The 14,508-nt window shown below is 42.8% G+C and carries 13 protein-coding genes; 7 read left to right on the forward strand and 6 right to left on the reverse strand.

The genetic code is table 11. The features are described 5' to 3' along the window. Positions 1 to 68: 68 nt before the first annotated feature. Positions 69 to 2,498 (reverse strand): VolA/Pla-1 family phospholipase, encoded by a 2,430-nt coding sequence (locus AC3KVK_RS09705; RefSeq protein WP_490312301.1) that lies wholly within the window; start codon positions 2,496 to 2,498, stop codon positions 69 to 71. Between the two features lie 193 nt (positions 2,499 to 2,691). On the opposite strand from AC3KVK_RS09705, the gene AC3KVK_RS09710 reads away from it, so the two are divergent. Next, positions 2,692 to 3,435 carry a YciK family oxidoreductase gene (locus tag AC3KVK_RS09710; protein ID WP_490312300.1) on the forward strand — a complete coding sequence of 248 codons (744 nt, stop codon included), beginning with the start codon at positions 2,692 to 2,694 and terminating at the stop codon, positions 3,433 to 3,435. An 83-nt stretch (positions 3,436 to 3,518) separates the two neighbouring features. On the opposite strand, the gene rluB is transcribed toward AC3KVK_RS09710, so the two are convergent. The 5 genes from rluB to rnm all read right to left on the reverse strand — a co-directional run bounded on the left by rluB (position 3,519) and on the right by rnm (position 7,385). Beyond that, a complete protein-coding gene (gene rluB, locus AC3KVK_RS09715) occupies positions 3,519 to 4,379 on the reverse strand; it encodes a 23S rRNA pseudouridine(2605) synthase RluB (protein WP_490312299.1) in 861 nt (286 codons plus the stop codon). Continuing rightward, positions 4,376 to 4,966 carry an SMC-Scp complex subunit ScpB gene (gene scpB / locus AC3KVK_RS09720; RefSeq protein WP_490312298.1) on the reverse strand — a complete coding sequence of 197 codons (591 nt, stop codon included), beginning with the start codon at positions 4,964 to 4,966 and terminating at the stop codon, positions 4,376 to 4,378. Before scpB ends, rluB begins: the two co-directional genes overlap by 4 nt. Positions 4,967 to 5,066: 100 nt before the next feature. Further along, on the reverse strand, positions 5,067 to 5,885 hold the full coding sequence (locus tag AC3KVK_RS09725) for a segregation and condensation protein A (RefSeq protein ID WP_490312297.1): 819 nt from the start codon (positions 5,883 to 5,885) through the stop codon (positions 5,067 to 5,069). 6 nt (positions 5,886 to 5,891) lie between these two features. After that, positions 5,892 to 6,512, reverse strand: a complete 621-nt coding sequence (locus AC3KVK_RS09730; RefSeq protein ID WP_490312296.1) for an L-threonylcarbamoyladenylate synthase — start codon at positions 6,510 to 6,512, stop codon at positions 5,892 to 5,894. A gap of 24 nt (positions 6,513 to 6,536) precedes the next feature. Further along, the gene (rnm, locus tag AC3KVK_RS09735) at positions 6,537 to 7,385 is read right to left on the reverse strand and encodes an RNase RNM (protein WP_490312295.1); all 849 of its coding nucleotides are present in this window, start codon (positions 7,383 to 7,385) and stop codon (positions 6,537 to 6,539) included. A gap of 470 nt (positions 7,386 to 7,855) precedes the next feature. Here rnm and AC3KVK_RS09740 point away from each other — a divergent pair, with 470 nt between their 5' ends. From AC3KVK_RS09740 to trpA, 6 genes are read left to right on the forward strand one after another with little or no spacing between them, the layout of a single operon-like run. After that, positions 7,856 to 9,430, forward strand: a complete 1,575-nt coding sequence (locus AC3KVK_RS09740) for an anthranilate synthase component 1 (RefSeq protein WP_490312294.1) — start codon at positions 7,856 to 7,858, stop codon at positions 9,428 to 9,430. Beyond that, a complete protein-coding gene (locus AC3KVK_RS09745) occupies positions 9,427 to 10,017 on the forward strand; it encodes an aminodeoxychorismate/anthranilate synthase component II (protein ID WP_490312293.1) in 591 nt (196 codons plus the stop codon). The genes AC3KVK_RS09740 and AC3KVK_RS09745 overlap by 4 nt, the downstream gene beginning before the upstream one ends. Positions 10,018 to 10,021: 4 nt before the next feature. Continuing rightward, entirely contained in the window at positions 10,022 to 11,029 is a 1,008-nt protein-coding gene (gene trpD / locus AC3KVK_RS09750) for an anthranilate phosphoribosyltransferase (protein WP_490312292.1), read from the forward strand. After that, entirely contained in the window at positions 11,022 to 12,383 is a 1,362-nt protein-coding gene (gene trpCF / locus AC3KVK_RS09755; RefSeq protein WP_490312291.1) for a bifunctional indole-3-glycerol-phosphate synthase TrpC/phosphoribosylanthranilate isomerase TrpF, read from the forward strand. Before trpD ends, trpCF begins: the two co-directional genes overlap by 8 nt. 7 nt (positions 12,384 to 12,390) lie before the next feature. Then, complete coding sequence (gene trpB / locus AC3KVK_RS09760; RefSeq protein ID WP_490312290.1) at positions 12,391 to 13,575, forward strand: tryptophan synthase subunit beta; 1,185 nt, start codon at positions 12,391 to 12,393, stop codon at positions 13,573 to 13,575. Then, positions 13,572 to 14,381: a tryptophan synthase subunit alpha gene (gene trpA, locus AC3KVK_RS09765; RefSeq protein WP_490312289.1), complete on the forward strand. Its 810-nt coding sequence runs from the start codon at positions 13,572 to 13,574 to the stop codon at positions 14,379 to 14,381. The genes trpB and trpA overlap by 4 nt, the downstream gene beginning before the upstream one ends. Positions 14,382 to 14,508: the final 127 nt, after the last annotated feature.

Genomic DNA, 14,508 nt, shown 5'->3' on the forward strand with positions numbered 1-14,508 from the left:
GTCAGTCGGAGAAAAAATAGGTAAAAAAAAGCCGCTTGGAAAGCGGCTTTTTTTAATTTCAAATACACTTAGTCCGCTAATAAACTACTATCACCAACCACTAACATGTGACCACGGCTAGCCAAGAAAGTCGCCATTTGCAATTGCATTTCAGCATTCGCACGCGCACTTTCTTCGACTGTTGCCCCTGCACCATCACGGGGTGCAGGAGTTAATAAGGAACCATGATGACCTTTAATAAACTTAGTCACATAAGACATAGGATCTGCTGTCATCTGCGTTTCAGTCGCAACAGTTAATCCTGCCATGTTAGCAAACGGAATTGTACTGGCAAGCGGGTTACTCATTGTATAAGGCGGAATCACAGTATCCATCTTATTCTCCATACCATCCCCAATGATTAAACTTAAATGAACCGGGGTCCCTGTTGCTTGAAGTGCCGACGCATAATTAGTCGAATCTGCCACATCTAAAACTGTTTGAGCGGCAAACGTGAATTTTGTAAAAACAGCTTGGATATTAGCAATTTTATCTGCTTGACCTGACTGTTGTAATGAAGCCATAAACTCAGCATAAGCGCAGGTTACAAACGCTTCCGGATCGGCTGCATAAGCTACACAATTTGCAGGAACTGATTGTACAAAAGCCAAAAACTCCACTGACTCATCCGTACCTGCAGAGCTCAGAACAGACGCTTGAATAAACGGGCCAAATTCTTGTGATTCAAGTAAGAAACTAGCAACACCGCCGCCGCCACTAGACAATGACGCGCTTGATACTTTAAACATAGCATCAACCATTGGATTCCCGAGAGTTTGATTCGCGTGAGTTATAAACATTGGAGCAACCACTGAGCCCAATGACTGACCTACAAAGCTAACATCTTGGCTATTGATATTAGGCACATTGATAAAATTCAAGCCCAATCGAAGCGCTAATAAATCAGCTGCAGATTGACGTAAATTATCACGTGCCACTAACAACGAAGACAAGTTCATGTAATGTAAAACGGATTTAGTTGATGCATTAAAATCATCTTGACCATCCGCATCGACATCAATGCCACGAGTACCATGCATTGGGTGATCAATCGCAACGGTTGCAAAACCTTGGAGTGTTAAAGCGGCAGTGACTGCAAGCATGTCTTCTTTTTGACGAGTGATACCATGCTGTAAAATCACGACAGGCCAACCACTTTCTGGCATTGCAAGCGCTGGTAAGCCTTGTGTAGAACGTACATAGTTAATTAAAGATAAATCAGTATCTGGTGTTGTAAATTGAACATCAGCATTTTCTAATCGTTGAACTTTTGGCACTGAATTATATTTAGTTAAGTGCTTTTGTGCGTCAAGCCCCAAATCACGAAGTTTGCCTTCACTTAATGCATAACAGAGTCCATCTGCTTCACTGACAGGATCGCTTGGATATGCATCACCAGCAATGGCTTTGTAGCCTGCGACAGTTACAGCATTATCACATAAGCCTTGCCATGTGCTTTGTGCTAAACCTTCAAGCCCACTGGCTTGTGGCATTTTGTTATAAATAGGTAATGTTATTGTGCCTTTTTGATATTTAACTGCACTAAACAACGGATTGATATCTGTCATACCCAAACTAGCAAAAACATCAGCAACACTTATAAGCGGGGCGTCTGTATTTATTGCAACACGAGGAACAGCAGCCGGGTTCAATTGTAGATTTGCTGCCATAAGTTTTTTCGCTGTTGCCAACGCAGTGCCCACAGATTGCATCGTCATCGCGCCTGAATAAATAATTTCATCTTTGGTGATCATTCCGTTTGATGTAATTACATTTTCATAGCTATTGATAACCGTTTGAAGCTGTTTTTGCGCTGGTGTAACCAATGGCAGCGTATTAATATCTTGCTTAACTAAGCTGTAAGTTGAAGATGGTTTTACCGCACGGCCTTCACTATCTTTTACACCTGTTGTCAAAACATTAATGTACGACGTACCTGGTTTGAATGGCTTTAATGGGATAATAGCAATGCTATCACCTACAGGTTTAGTCGCAAAATCAATACCATAAGCAAGTTCACCAACAAGTTTACAGCCGAGTCCTGCTGGAACGCTTGCACAATCTTCGTCAACTAAACTAGCCCCCATCACCACTTCAAAAATTCGCACCGAGCCAGGTGTAACAACAGAAGTTTGATCCAATGACACATTGGCAGGGAAAACTAAATCAATCACATAAGGTGTTTGTGTCGACCAACCATCGAGCGCACCTATCGCTGTTTGTGTATCAGCATAGTTAATATGCTCAGCGGCTTCACCGGGCATATTTAACGTACCATCTGTGGTACCACCAAACAGTAAATCATTCGGTACAGCTAACACACCATTTGACGGGTCAAACGCAACTGTTGAGGCTGGGATCACTGGGATCTCTTTATTTTTGATATCTTCGAGGCTTTCGCCTCCACCACAACCAGTTAATGCGGCGGTAATTGCGAGTGAGAGTAGCACTTTCTTCATATTTATAGCTCCGATCCCGATCTTCTTATTTTTAATAGTTATTGAAAAATATGTTCGGTGATTATTATTCAGACATTAGACCAGTTAAAGTTAACGTAAACGAAATACTTTCGCCACTAAATTTTACATAAATTCCACAACTTCATTAATTTGCTGTGATAAAATAGCGCAAAATTCATTATTGGATATTCTAATGCAAAACGAGCAAAAACATCCCCTAGAACTTCAAAATAAAGTTATTTTAATTACTGGTGCAGGTGACGGGATTGGACGTGTTGCTGCACTTGAGTATGCGAAAGCCGGTGCAACTGTTATTTTATTAGGTAAAACAGTCAACAAACTTGAATGTGTTTATGATGAGATCCTACAAGCTGGCGGCCCTCAGCCCGCCATTGTTCCATTAGACCTAAAAGGCGCGACAAAACAACATTACCGCGATCTGGCAGCAACAATTGAAAATCAATTTGGTCGTTTAGACGGCCTATTAAACAATGCTGGTATTTTAGGTTCGTTAGGACCACTTGAGCATTTCTGTGTATCAACATTCGAAAATATTATGAAAGTCAATGTCACCGCTCAGGCTGTGTTAACCAAATATATGTTTCCTATATTGCGCAAATCAGACAATGCTTCAATTATATTCACTTCTTCTGGGGTGGGTCGCGAAGGCCGTGAATTTTGGGGAGCGTATGCGATATCAAAATTTGCCGTTGAAGGTATGATGCAAACATGGTCTAAGGAAGTCACAAAAACCAATATCAGGATAAATTGCATTAATCCTGGCGCCACTCAAACAAGTATGCGTGCTTCTGCTTATCCAGGTGAAGATCGCACTAAATTAGCCAAAGCAATTGATCTAATGCCCACATATTTATACCTAATGAGCGATCGATCTATTGGCATCAATGGTCAATCAATAGATGCACAGCAAAAGTAACAATTCACAACTTGGTCAATATGAAAAAACCGCTCAAAGCTGACACTTTGAGCGGTTTTTTCATTCTGTAACCAGAAAGCTGTTTAAGTACGTTTTTTTACAGGCGTACGTTGCTTATGCTTTTTAACTGCTTTACGAATGCGGGAAATTTTAGCACGCTTATCTTTGCGTTTTTCAGGGATCACAGATAGCTTAGTCTCCGTTTCGCGGCCTAAGCCGACTAATTTTCGTAAATAGTTAACTTCGGTTAAGTTTAACTCTTCCCAGCCGCCCTGTGGCATACGCTTTCCTAGCTCTAAATCACCATAACGAACACGGATCAAACGTGATACTTCAACATCTTGGGATTGCCACAAGCGCCTCACTTCTCGATTTCGACCTTCGGTTAAAATAACATTAAACCATTTATTAATCCCTTCGCCACCGTGAGGTTTAATTTTCAAAAACTTAGCGGGGCCATCTTCAAGCTCAACACCTGTTGTTAAAGTTTTGAGAGTTTGTGTCGTAACTTCACCAAACACTCGGACTGCGTATTCACGCTCAACTTCATATTTTGGGTGCATTAAACGATTGGCTAACTCGCCATCGTTAGTAAACAGTAATAAACCGGAAGTATTAACATCAAGTCGGCCAACTGCAATCCAGCGATCATCGTCTAAACGCATTAAGCGATCAAACACTGTCGGTCGCCCTTCGGGATCTTTACGAGTACACAATTCCCCTTCAGGTTTGTGATACATCAAAACACGACAAATACGCTGCTCAGGTTCCTCTATTTTTACAGTATGGCCATCAAGGCGGATCAACTGATGAGGTTCGACCCGATCACCTAATCTCGCGACGTTGCCATCAACACTGACACGATTGGCTTCGATAAATTTTTCTATCTCACGGCGAGAGCCTTTACCAGCTCTGGCTAATACTTTTTGCAGTTTTTCACTCATTTGGACAGTTCACTCACTGAAGGGTCTCTTAAAAGCTGGTTAATCTTACTTTCTTGCAACGGCGGTAATGGGGGCAGTTGCTCTAAACCAGCTAACGAAAAATAATCTAAAAATTCTTTTGTTGTTGCGTACAATGCAGGACGGCCCGGCACATCTTTATGCCCGACAGCCTCAATCCATTGCCTGTCTTGTAATTGTTTCATAATCTGGCTACTGACTGTGACGCCTCGTACCAGCTCTATCTCACCTCGGGTGATTGGCTGACGATAAGCTATCAAAGATAACGTCTCCAGTAATGCCCTAGAGTATTTAGGCGCTTTGTCAGGCCATAGTTTACCTAACCAAGGGGCCAAGCTCGCATGACTTTCGAATCGATAACCCGATGCAACCTGAGTCAAACAGATACCTCGGTCATTATAGTGTAGCGTTAATTCATCAATACACTGTTTAATCCGCTTTTTGGAGACATTAAATTCCTCCAATACCGTTGATTTGAGCATTTCAATGGTCACAGGCTTTCCCGCCACAAAAATACTGGCTTCAATTAATTGGGTTAATTGTTGATCAGAAATCGGGGAGTGACTCATGCTATAACCTAACAAACATCAAATTCTAGCGATGCGAAGTAAAACAAAAATTTGGACTGCATTATGACAGTTAATGCACAGCAAATACATTATTTTATTTTTACAAACTTTGTGGCAGGTGAGCTTCTTTTAAACGTAAATAAAGTTGAGAATCAAACGTTGGATGCACACATTCAATCAGTCCTTCTTTTATTAACTCAAGTAAAGCAATAAAAGTAACGACGACCCCACTTCGGCCCTCGTGTAAATCAAATAATAATGTAAACTCAACAAAGTCACTTTGCTCGCTTAACATAGATAGGATCCGACTCATACGCTCACGGGTCGAGAGTACTTCAGCACTGATTTGATGATGTGTAAAGACTTGCGCTCTGGCCATGACGTCAGATAATGCCACTAGCAATTCTTTGATATCTACATCAGGAAACAAGGCTTCTGGCGCTTCTTTTACTGGCGCTTGGAGTTCTACTAGATAAATATCTCGTTCTAAGCGAGGAACCTGATCCAATTTTTGCGCAGCTTGTTTAAATTGCTCATATTGTTGTAAACGCCGAACTAATTCCGCACGGGGATCTTCTTCATCCGAGGCAAGTTCTTCATGTACGGGCAGTAAAAGACGCGATTTAATTTGCGCCAATAAAGCCGCCATTACGAGATATTCTGCAGCTAGTTCAAGCTTAAACTCTTTCATCAATTCGACATATTGCACATATTGGCAAGTAATAGAATGAATCGATAGCTCAAGAATATCCAGTTTATGGCGTTTAATCAGATACAGTAATAAGTCAAGCGGCCCTTCAAACGCTTCCAATGCAACTTCAAGTGCATCTGGAGGGATGTAAAGATCCTGGGGTTGTTGCGTAAACGCCTCACCATGTAAAAAGGCTAAAGGCAAAACGCGTTGAACGGGAGTCGTCATCAGTACCTATTCAAAAGGAGAGACATCACCGCAACCGACACGCAGAATTTCAATGTTGTCTTCTGATAAATCAATCACGGTTGTCGCTTGTTCAATTAAATAACCACCATCAATAATTAAATCGACTTGTTTTTCAAGCAAATCACGAATCACTTCAGGATCAGATTCAGTATGTGGCTGCCCTGGCAAAATTAACGAGCACGACATTAAAGGCTCACCTAATTCTTCAAGGAGTGCTTGCGTAATCTTGTGGTCAGGCACACGAATGCCTATTGTTTTCTTTTTATCATTCAGCAAACGCTTCGGGACTTCTTTTGTGCCTTTAAAAATAAAAGTATACGGCCCTGGAGTGTTATTTTTAACCAATCTAAATATTTGATTGTCAACTCGTGAATAGGTCGATAACTCTGATAAATCACGACACACTAAGGTTAAGTTGTGATGTTTTTCTAACGCACGGATTTTTTGAATTCGCTCCATGGCGACTTTATTACCAATACTGCAACCAAGCGCATACCCTGAATCTGTTGGGTAAACAATTACGCCCCCTTTTTGGATAACGTCGATTGCTTGACGAATCAACCTCGCCTGGGGGTTATCCACATGTATTTGAAAAAATTGACTCATCGTTGTTCCATTCCTTTTTGTCTTTTATGGCTTCATACTTTCAGTTGACCATGATTGCCACACGGCTGCACAGTCTTTAGGTAAATATAAATTTTTCCCTAACTCCAACCAAGTCGTTGGAAAATGAAAGTCTGAACCTTGTGAACCTAATAATTGATACTCTTGACTCAATTGCCCTAAAAATTGCCGTTCAGTAGGCGCTTGTTGAGGTTGAGCGACTTCCATCGCTTGGCCACCCGCGGCTTTATAGTCTTGTAATAACTGCCTGAGCCATTTATTCGACAACTGATATCGGCCAGGATGGGCTAAAACCGCTTGACCACCCGCGGCATTGATTGCGTTAATAGCCGTTTGCATGTCACACCACTCACTCGGGGTATAACCAATCTTCCCCCGAGCAAGGTATTTTTTAAAGACAGCAGGCACATTCTTTGCGTGGCCTTGCGCCACAATAACCCGTGCAAAGTGCGCCCGTGTAACTTGTGCATTGCCCGCTAACTCTTTGGCAGATTCATACGGCATTTCAATGCCATGTTTCGCCAACCTAGCGCCGATTTCCATTGCTCTGGTTTCACGTTTTCGCTGTTGTTCGCCGAGTAGAGTCAACAAGGCGCCATTTGTTAAATCGATGTTCAAACCAACAATATGAATTTCAAAACTTTTCCACTTAGTTGAAATTTCAACACCATTAATTAGTGTCAGTGGTAAATTATTATCAGCAATATATGCATGGCTTTCTGCCAAAGCGTCGATAGTGTCATGATCTGTAATTGCAAGCACATCCACTTTTTTTTCAATCGCGCGATCAATGAGGTCAGCAGGGCTTAAGCTGCCATCAGAATAAAGTGTATGACTGTGTAAGTCGTATTTCATGGAGTTAAATCAATATATTGCGTCGCATTAGTGGCGTAATTATAGCAGTCGTCTTGGCATAAAAGATATGCTTAGTGTGTTTATAACCAATTCACCATGATTTGTTAAAATAATAATATACAATTTTGTAGCAAAAACCTTGACACTAGTACCGCTTATCCTGTTTACTAAAGGCCTCAATAGACAAGGCAAATAACAATGATGAATCAATCAGTTCAAACACTTTCAATTATTTGGTGGTGGCACTCGTAATCAGCGGGTGAGAACTGTCGTGTCTAACAGTTTTTTAAACCCGCATCTAGCGGGTTTTTTTATATGTAAAATTTGAGGTTAATAATGAACAACTTAATGACAAATCAAACAACTTGGTGGTGGCGCTTGCCTTAACGGGAAGGATGACTTGTGTCTTAAGTTTTTCATACCCGCCATGTACAACATTGCGGGTTTTTTTGTTTTAGAGGGAATGAGTTTTGATTTTTAGCCATATAACAACCAGACCGGGGGAAGTGACCAGTATTACACTCGCTCGTGAATACATTGCCAGCCCACTATCGGTTTATGCAACGTTAAATAAAAAAAATTCACTATTATTAGAATCTGCAGAAATCGATTCTAAAGACAGTGTGAAAAGTTTAATTTTAGTCGATGCTGCCATTCGTATTGAATGCCAAGGTGATCACGTTACCTTGCATGCACAATCAAATAACGGCCGACAATTACTGCCTTATTTAGCTGAACACGTTGAACACTGCGCAGTTGATTTGCACACTGATCGCCTCACGCTACATTATCAGGCACCTGCAAGTGATTTAGATGAATATAAACGCTTAACATCTGATAACGCATTCAGTGCCCTGCGAACCTGCATAAACAAGATAAAAAGCACCACGGCTCACCCCTTTGCTCTATTTCTTGGTGGTGTTTTTGCTTACGATATGGTTGCTAACTTTGAACAATTACCCGATGTCAGCAGTCAAGATAACAGCTGCCCAGACTATGTGTTTTACTTAGCCGAAACATTAGTGGTCATCGACCACCAAAAACAAACCACTGAACTCATTGGCAATGTTTTCAATGGACCCGATGTACATGCCAATTGCTTTGAGGTAGGACAGCAATTAGAAGAGCTCAATCAACTGTGTACAGATAGCCATGCATACCAACCTGAGTTATGCCAAGCTGATACCCGTATTGATGTTGATATCAGTGACGAAGACTTTTGCCAACAAGTTGTCAGCTTGAAAAAACACATTGTTGATGGTGATATTTTCCAAGTCGTTCCATCTCGAACGTTTAGCCTAGCTTGCCCTGATCCTTTGGCTGCTTACAAACAATTAAAAATACAAAACCCCAGTCCTTACATGTTTTATATGTATGACCAAGATTTTATTTTATTTGGAGCGTCACCCGAGTCTGCATTGAAATACTGCACTGACACAAAACAAGTCGAGGTTTATCCTATTGCCGGTACCCGCCCGCGCGGAAAAAATGCCGATGGGACAATTAACCCAGATTTAGACAGCCGTATTGAACTTGATTTACGTAACGATGAAAAAGAGTTGGCAGAACACTTAATGTTAGTTGATTTAGCACGCAATGATGTTGCTCGAATCGCAATCCCTGGGACACGGTTTGCGAAAGAGCTGCTAAAAGTCGATCGTTATTCACAAGTGATGCATTTAGTGTCGCGAGTTGTTGGACAACTTAAGCCAGAGCTCGACGCGCTGCACGCCTATCAGGCTTGCATGAATATGGGGACTTTAGTGGGAGCTCCAAAGGTTAAAGCCGCTGAACTTATTCGTCACACAGAACAAAAAAGACGAGGCAGTTATGGTGGCGCAGTTGGCTATCTCACTGGAGGTGGCTCGATGGATACCTGTATCGTGATCCGCAGTGCATTTGTTCGAAATAACAAAGCCTATGTTCAAGCCGGCGCCGGTGTTGTATTTGATTCAAACCCACAAGCCGAAGCTAACGAAACACGAGCAAAAGCGCAAGCTGTCATTAAAGCCATTCAAACCACGTTGTCCGAGGTAACATTATGAAATATAAGATTTACTTCCTAGATAATTTCGATTCATTTAGTTATAACTTGGTTGATGAGTTTGCACAACTTGGGGCCGAACTCATAGTGTATAGGAATAATGTCAGTGCGCAGTTTATTGTCGATAAAATGAACAGCGAAACATCTCCAGTCATTTTAGTATTATCGCCCGGCCCAGGCGCGCCAAGCGAAGCAGGTTGTTTAATGGAGTTAATCGCACTCTGCAAAGGCCGGTTCCCAATCCTAGGCATTTGTTTAGGCCAGCAGGCATTAACGCAAAGTTACGGAGGTGTGATTGGTCATGCAGGTCAAACGGTGCACGGTAAATCATCCAATATTACCTTAGCTGCTCACCCAGTTTTTGAAGGGTTAGGTGAGACGATGCCAGTGGCGCGCTATCATTCTTTAATGGCGACAGTCGTTCCAAAAAGCCTATCGGTCATTGCTGATTTTGAAGGGATCCCAATGGCCATTTATCACCAACAAGATAAGGTGATCGGTTACCAATTTCATCCAGAATCTATCTTAACGCCAAGCGGCTCAGTATTACTGCGTCAAAGTTTAGAATATTTAAGCCAAGCAGGATAAGCACATGGAAACTCTTATTCATCAATTGATTGAACAAACTGATTTATCATTCTCACAAGCCACTGATTTTTTTGACGCTGTTATGAAAGGTCAAGTGAACGAAATACAACTCAGTGCTGCATTAATCGCGTTAAAAATCAAAACAGAAACCGCCGATGAAATTGCCGGCGCAGCCAAAGCAATGCGCGCTAATGCTGTTCCTTTTACAGCTAATGCTGCAATGACAGCCGATAGTTGTGGCACAGGAGGCGATGGCTCAAACACGATTAATATCTCAACCACTGCCGCAATCGTCGCTGCGGCCTGTGGGTTAATGATGGTTAAACACGGTAATAAAAGTGTCTCGAGTAATTCAGGCTCTGCAGATTTACTTACAGCTCTTGGAATTAACATTCACATGACACCCGAGCAAGCCAGTCAATGTCTTGAACAAACTGGGTTTACGTTTTTATTTGCACCGCTCTACCATCAAGGTGTCAAACACGCGATGCCTGTACGCACTACGCTCAAAACCCGCACGATTTTTAACATACTTGGCCCACTTGCCAACCCTGCAGCACCTGACATTCAACTGCTCGGCGTCTACGACCCAGCCTTGTGCCAACCCATGGCTGAAACATTGCGTACATTAGGCTGCAAGCGCGCAATGGTGGTCCATGGTGCTGGTACCGATGAAATCGCCTTGCATGGTGAAACTCAGGTAGTTGAGCTCAACCAAGGTGAGCTGAGTCAATACACCTTAACCCCGACTGATTTTGGTTTGAATCACTTTCCACTCAGTGACCTCGCAGGAGAGGGACCTGAGTCTAATGCACAAGCCAGTATTGCTATTTTATCTGGTCATGGCACTGAAGCTCATAATGCCGCCATTATTGCGAATGTCGCTGCGCTATTGTACCTAGCAAATCAAGCAGAATCATTCAGTGACGCAGCCAACAAAGTACGCACTGTGTTGCAAAGTGGCTCTGCGCACCATACTTTAAACAAGATTATTGAGGCAAGTCATGGCTAATGTATTAGAAAAAATTGTTGCTGATAAAAAGTTAGAAATCGCCGGTCGCAAGGTCGCTGAGCCACTCGAAAGTTTTATTCAAAATGTTACACCAAGCCAACGAGATTTTCATGGGGCACTGGCAGCTCCTGGCACTCACTATATTTTAGAGTGCAAAAAAGCCTCCCCTTCTAAAGGATTAATTCGTGGTAGCTTTAATCTCGATGAAATCACCACAGTTTATAAAAAATACGCAACCTGTATTAGTGTCTTAACCGACGAAAAATACTTCCAAGGTAGCTTCCACTATTTAAAAAAGGTGAGAGAGTCGGTTGAGCAGCCACTGATCGGCAAAGATTTTTACATAGATGAATATCAGGTGTATTACGCCCGTTTACATGGCGCCGATGCGATTTTATTAATGCTCTCAGTGCTCGATGATTGTCAATATCAAACCCTTGCTCAGGTCGCAAAATCGCTTAATATGAGCATTTTAACTGAAGTGAGCAATGAAGATGAGGTCGTGCGTGCGTTAGCTTTAGGTGCCAATATTATTGGCATAAATAACCGTAATCTCCGTGATCTTAGTACAGATTTAGCCACAACAGAGCAGCTTCGCGCACTGATCCCAAATGATACCGTCGTTATCTCCGAATCCGGTATATATACACATGCTGATGTAAAACGATTACGCCCTCTGTGTAATGGCTTTTTAGTCGGCAGTTCATTAATGGCCCAATCCGATTTAGATTTAGCCTGTCGAACACTGATTTACGGCCAAAACAAAATCTGCGGGTTAACCAGAACTGACGACGCTCTAGCCGCGTATAAAAATGGCGCCGTCTACGGCGGCTTAATTTTTTACCCTAAGTCCCCCCGTTTTGTCGATTTTGATTGTGCCCAAGCAATTGTTCAAAGTGCCCCTTTAAAATTTGTCGGAGTCTTTGTCAATGCTGAACTCACTGATATCATTGAGCATGCAAACCGACTGCAATTGAGTGCAGTGCAACTACATGGTCAAGAAGATTCGACTTTCATTGCCTCTTTAAAAGCACAGCTGCCTGATTCGTGCGAAGTATGGAAAGCCCTGAGTGTCGATAAACATCTGCCTGATTTAGTGAGTGGCGCTGATCGTTATCTCTTCGATACACACAGTGAGACATTAGCCGGTGGTACAGGAGAACAATTCGATTGGCGATTATTAGACAAACAAGCCGACTTTATGTTGGCTGGCGGGCTCAATAGCCACAATATAAAACAAGCCCGTGGCACACATGCCATTGGTTTAGACGTCAACTCTGGGGTCGAAATCAGCCCTGGAAAAAAATGTTCAACAAAAATCGCAGCAGTATTTGCAAATTTAAAGAATGAATGAGGTAAAAATGCAAAATCCAGCCTATTTTGGTGAGTTCGGCGGTATGTTTGTGCCTGAACTCTTAGTTCCTGCTCTCAAACAGCTCGAACGAGAATTTAACCTTGCACAGCAAGATCCCGCTTTTCAAGCCGAGTTTAAACAATTACTCAATGAGTATGCAGGCCGACCTACGCCTTTGACTCTGACCCGTAATTTAATCAACAATCCAAAGGTCAAATTATACTTAAAACGTGAAGATTTACTTCACGGCGGCGCACATAAAACCAACCAAGTGCTCGGTCAAGCCTTGTTGACTAAACGTATGGGAAAAAAAGAAGTTATCGCAGAAACGGGGGCCGGCCAGCACGGTGTAGCCACAGCGCTAGCCTGTGCTTTACTCGGCTTAAAATGCCGCGTATACATGGGTGCAAAGGACGTTGAACGTCAACAACCCAATGTATTTAGAATGAAACTGATGGGCGCCGAAGTCATCCCTGTCACAGCAGGCTCCGGTACTTTAAAAGATGCCGTTAACGAAGCCATGCGCGATTGGTCTGCCAACTATAAAGATGCGCATTACTTGTTAGGCACGGCTGCGGGTCCGCACCCATTCCCAACTGTGGTGCGCGAATTCCAAAAAATGATTGGTGAAGAAGCCAAACAGCAAGTATTAAAAGCAGAAGGTCGTTTACCTGACGCAGTGATTGCTTGTGTAGGCGGCGGCTCCAATGCGATTGGGATGTTCACCGACTTTATTGATGAACCCTCAGTGAAATTAATTGGTGTTGAACCTGCCGGTAAAGGCTTGAACACCGAAGAGCATGGCGCAGCGTTATGTAAAGGAACGAAAGGAATTTTACACGGTGCCTACACCTATATTATGCAAAACAGTGATGGTCAGATTGAAGAGTCATACTCAGTCTCAGCTGGGCTTGATTACCCAGCAGTGGGGCCACAACATGCATTTTTACATGAAACTGGTCGCGCGCAATATGTCGCGATTACGGATGATGAAGCACTCGAAGCTTTTCAATCTTTAGCGCGTAATGAAGGGATTATCCCAGCGCTTGAGTCAAGTCATGCACTGGCTTACGCATTAAAAATGGCCGAAGCACTCACAGAAGAGACTGTACTTGTGGTCAACCTTAGTGGCCGCGGCGATAAAGACTTAACCCATGTTCACAGCGTATTATCTGCAGGAGGCAAACTATGAGCCGTTATCAAGCCACATTTGAACAACTCGCCGCCAAGCAACAAGGTGCATTTGTTCCTTTTGTTACTATTGGCGATCCCAATGCAGCCTTAAGTGTTGATATAATTAAAAGCTTGATTGATGGTGGCGCGGATGCGTTAGAACTAGGCATCCCATTTTCTGATCCAATCGCAGATGGACCAGTCATTCAAGCTGCGAATATTCGCGCACTGGAGCAAAAAATCAATACTGATGATTGCTTTGCCATAATTAAGGAAATTCGCCAATACAATGCGGATATCCCTATTGGACTGCTGTTATATTCAAACTTAGTGTTTGCCAAAGGGCTCGAGCATTTTTACCAACAAGCAAAAGCCGCGGGTGTTGACTCAATTTTGATTGCGGATGTACCTCTGCATGAATCTAAGCCATTTCGGACAGCTTCAAAAACGGCGGGCATTGAACAAATTTTCATCGCGACTCCAAATGCTGATGATGATACGTTGCGCACCTGCGCATCGTATGGTCGCGGCTACACTTACTTACTCTCACGTGCAGGTGTAACAGGCACAGACAGCCAAGTGCAACTGCCAGCAGATGCGATGATTAAAAAACTCGCTGAATACCGTGCGGCTCCGGCATTACTTGGCTTTGGAGTGTCATCACCCGAACATGTCAAAGCAGCGCTTGATTCAGGCGCAGCAGGGGCGATTTCAGGCTCTGCTGTGGTTAAAATCATCGAGCAACACCTCGAACACCCAACGGCAATGCTGGACGAATTAAAGGCCTTTGTCACTCGAATGAAAGCCGCGACACATCGCGACTAATATGCTAAGAAAATCATTCAAGCAAAAATAGGAAGCACTGGCTTCCTATTTTTTAATTATAGTTACGCTGATATTCTCGCGTACTGATGCAATATCACATCCACGATCACTAAAGATTCACAATACC

The sequence above is a fragment of the Pseudoalteromonas sp. J2K-J979 genome, from assembly GCF_058169715.2.

Excerpts from the sequence above, each read along its gene's own strand:
- trpA (WP_490312289.1), top strand. The coding sequence starts at position 13,572 with ATGAGCCGTTATCAAGCCACATTTGAACAACTCGCCGCCAAGCAACAA.
- AC3KVK_RS09725 (WP_490312297.1), bottom strand. The coding sequence starts at position 5,885 with ATGACGACTCCCGTTCAACGCGTTTTGCCTTTAGCCTTTTTACATGGT.
- rnm (WP_490312295.1), bottom strand. The coding sequence starts at position 7,385 with ATGAAATACGACTTACACAGTCATACACTTTATTCTGATGGCAGCTTA.
- trpD (WP_490312292.1), top strand. The coding sequence starts at position 10,022 with ATGGAAACTCTTATTCATCAATTGATTGAACAAACTGATTTATCATTC.
- rluB (WP_490312299.1), bottom strand. The coding sequence starts at position 4,379 with ATGAGTGAAAAACTGCAAAAAGTATTAGCCAGAGCTGGTAAAGGCTCT.
- AC3KVK_RS09705 (WP_490312301.1), bottom strand. The coding sequence starts at position 2,498 with ATGAAGAAAGTGCTACTCTCACTCGCAATTACCGCCGCATTAACTGGT.
- AC3KVK_RS09745 (WP_490312293.1), top strand. The coding sequence starts at position 9,427 with ATGAAATATAAGATTTACTTCCTAGATAATTTCGATTCATTTAGTTAT.
- AC3KVK_RS09710 (WP_490312300.1), top strand. The coding sequence starts at position 2,692 with ATGCAAAACGAGCAAAAACATCCCCTAGAACTTCAAAATAAAGTTATT.
- AC3KVK_RS09730 (WP_490312296.1), bottom strand. The coding sequence starts at position 6,512 with ATGAGTCAATTTTTTCAAATACATGTGGATAACCCCCAGGCGAGGTTG.
- trpB (WP_490312290.1), top strand. The coding sequence starts at position 12,391 with ATGCAAAATCCAGCCTATTTTGGTGAGTTCGGCGGTATGTTTGTGCCT.
- scpB (WP_490312298.1), bottom strand. The coding sequence starts at position 4,966 with ATGAGTCACTCCCCGATTTCTGATCAACAATTAACCCAATTAATTGAA.
- trpCF (WP_490312291.1), top strand. The coding sequence starts at position 11,022 with ATGGCTAATGTATTAGAAAAAATTGTTGCTGATAAAAAGTTAGAAATC.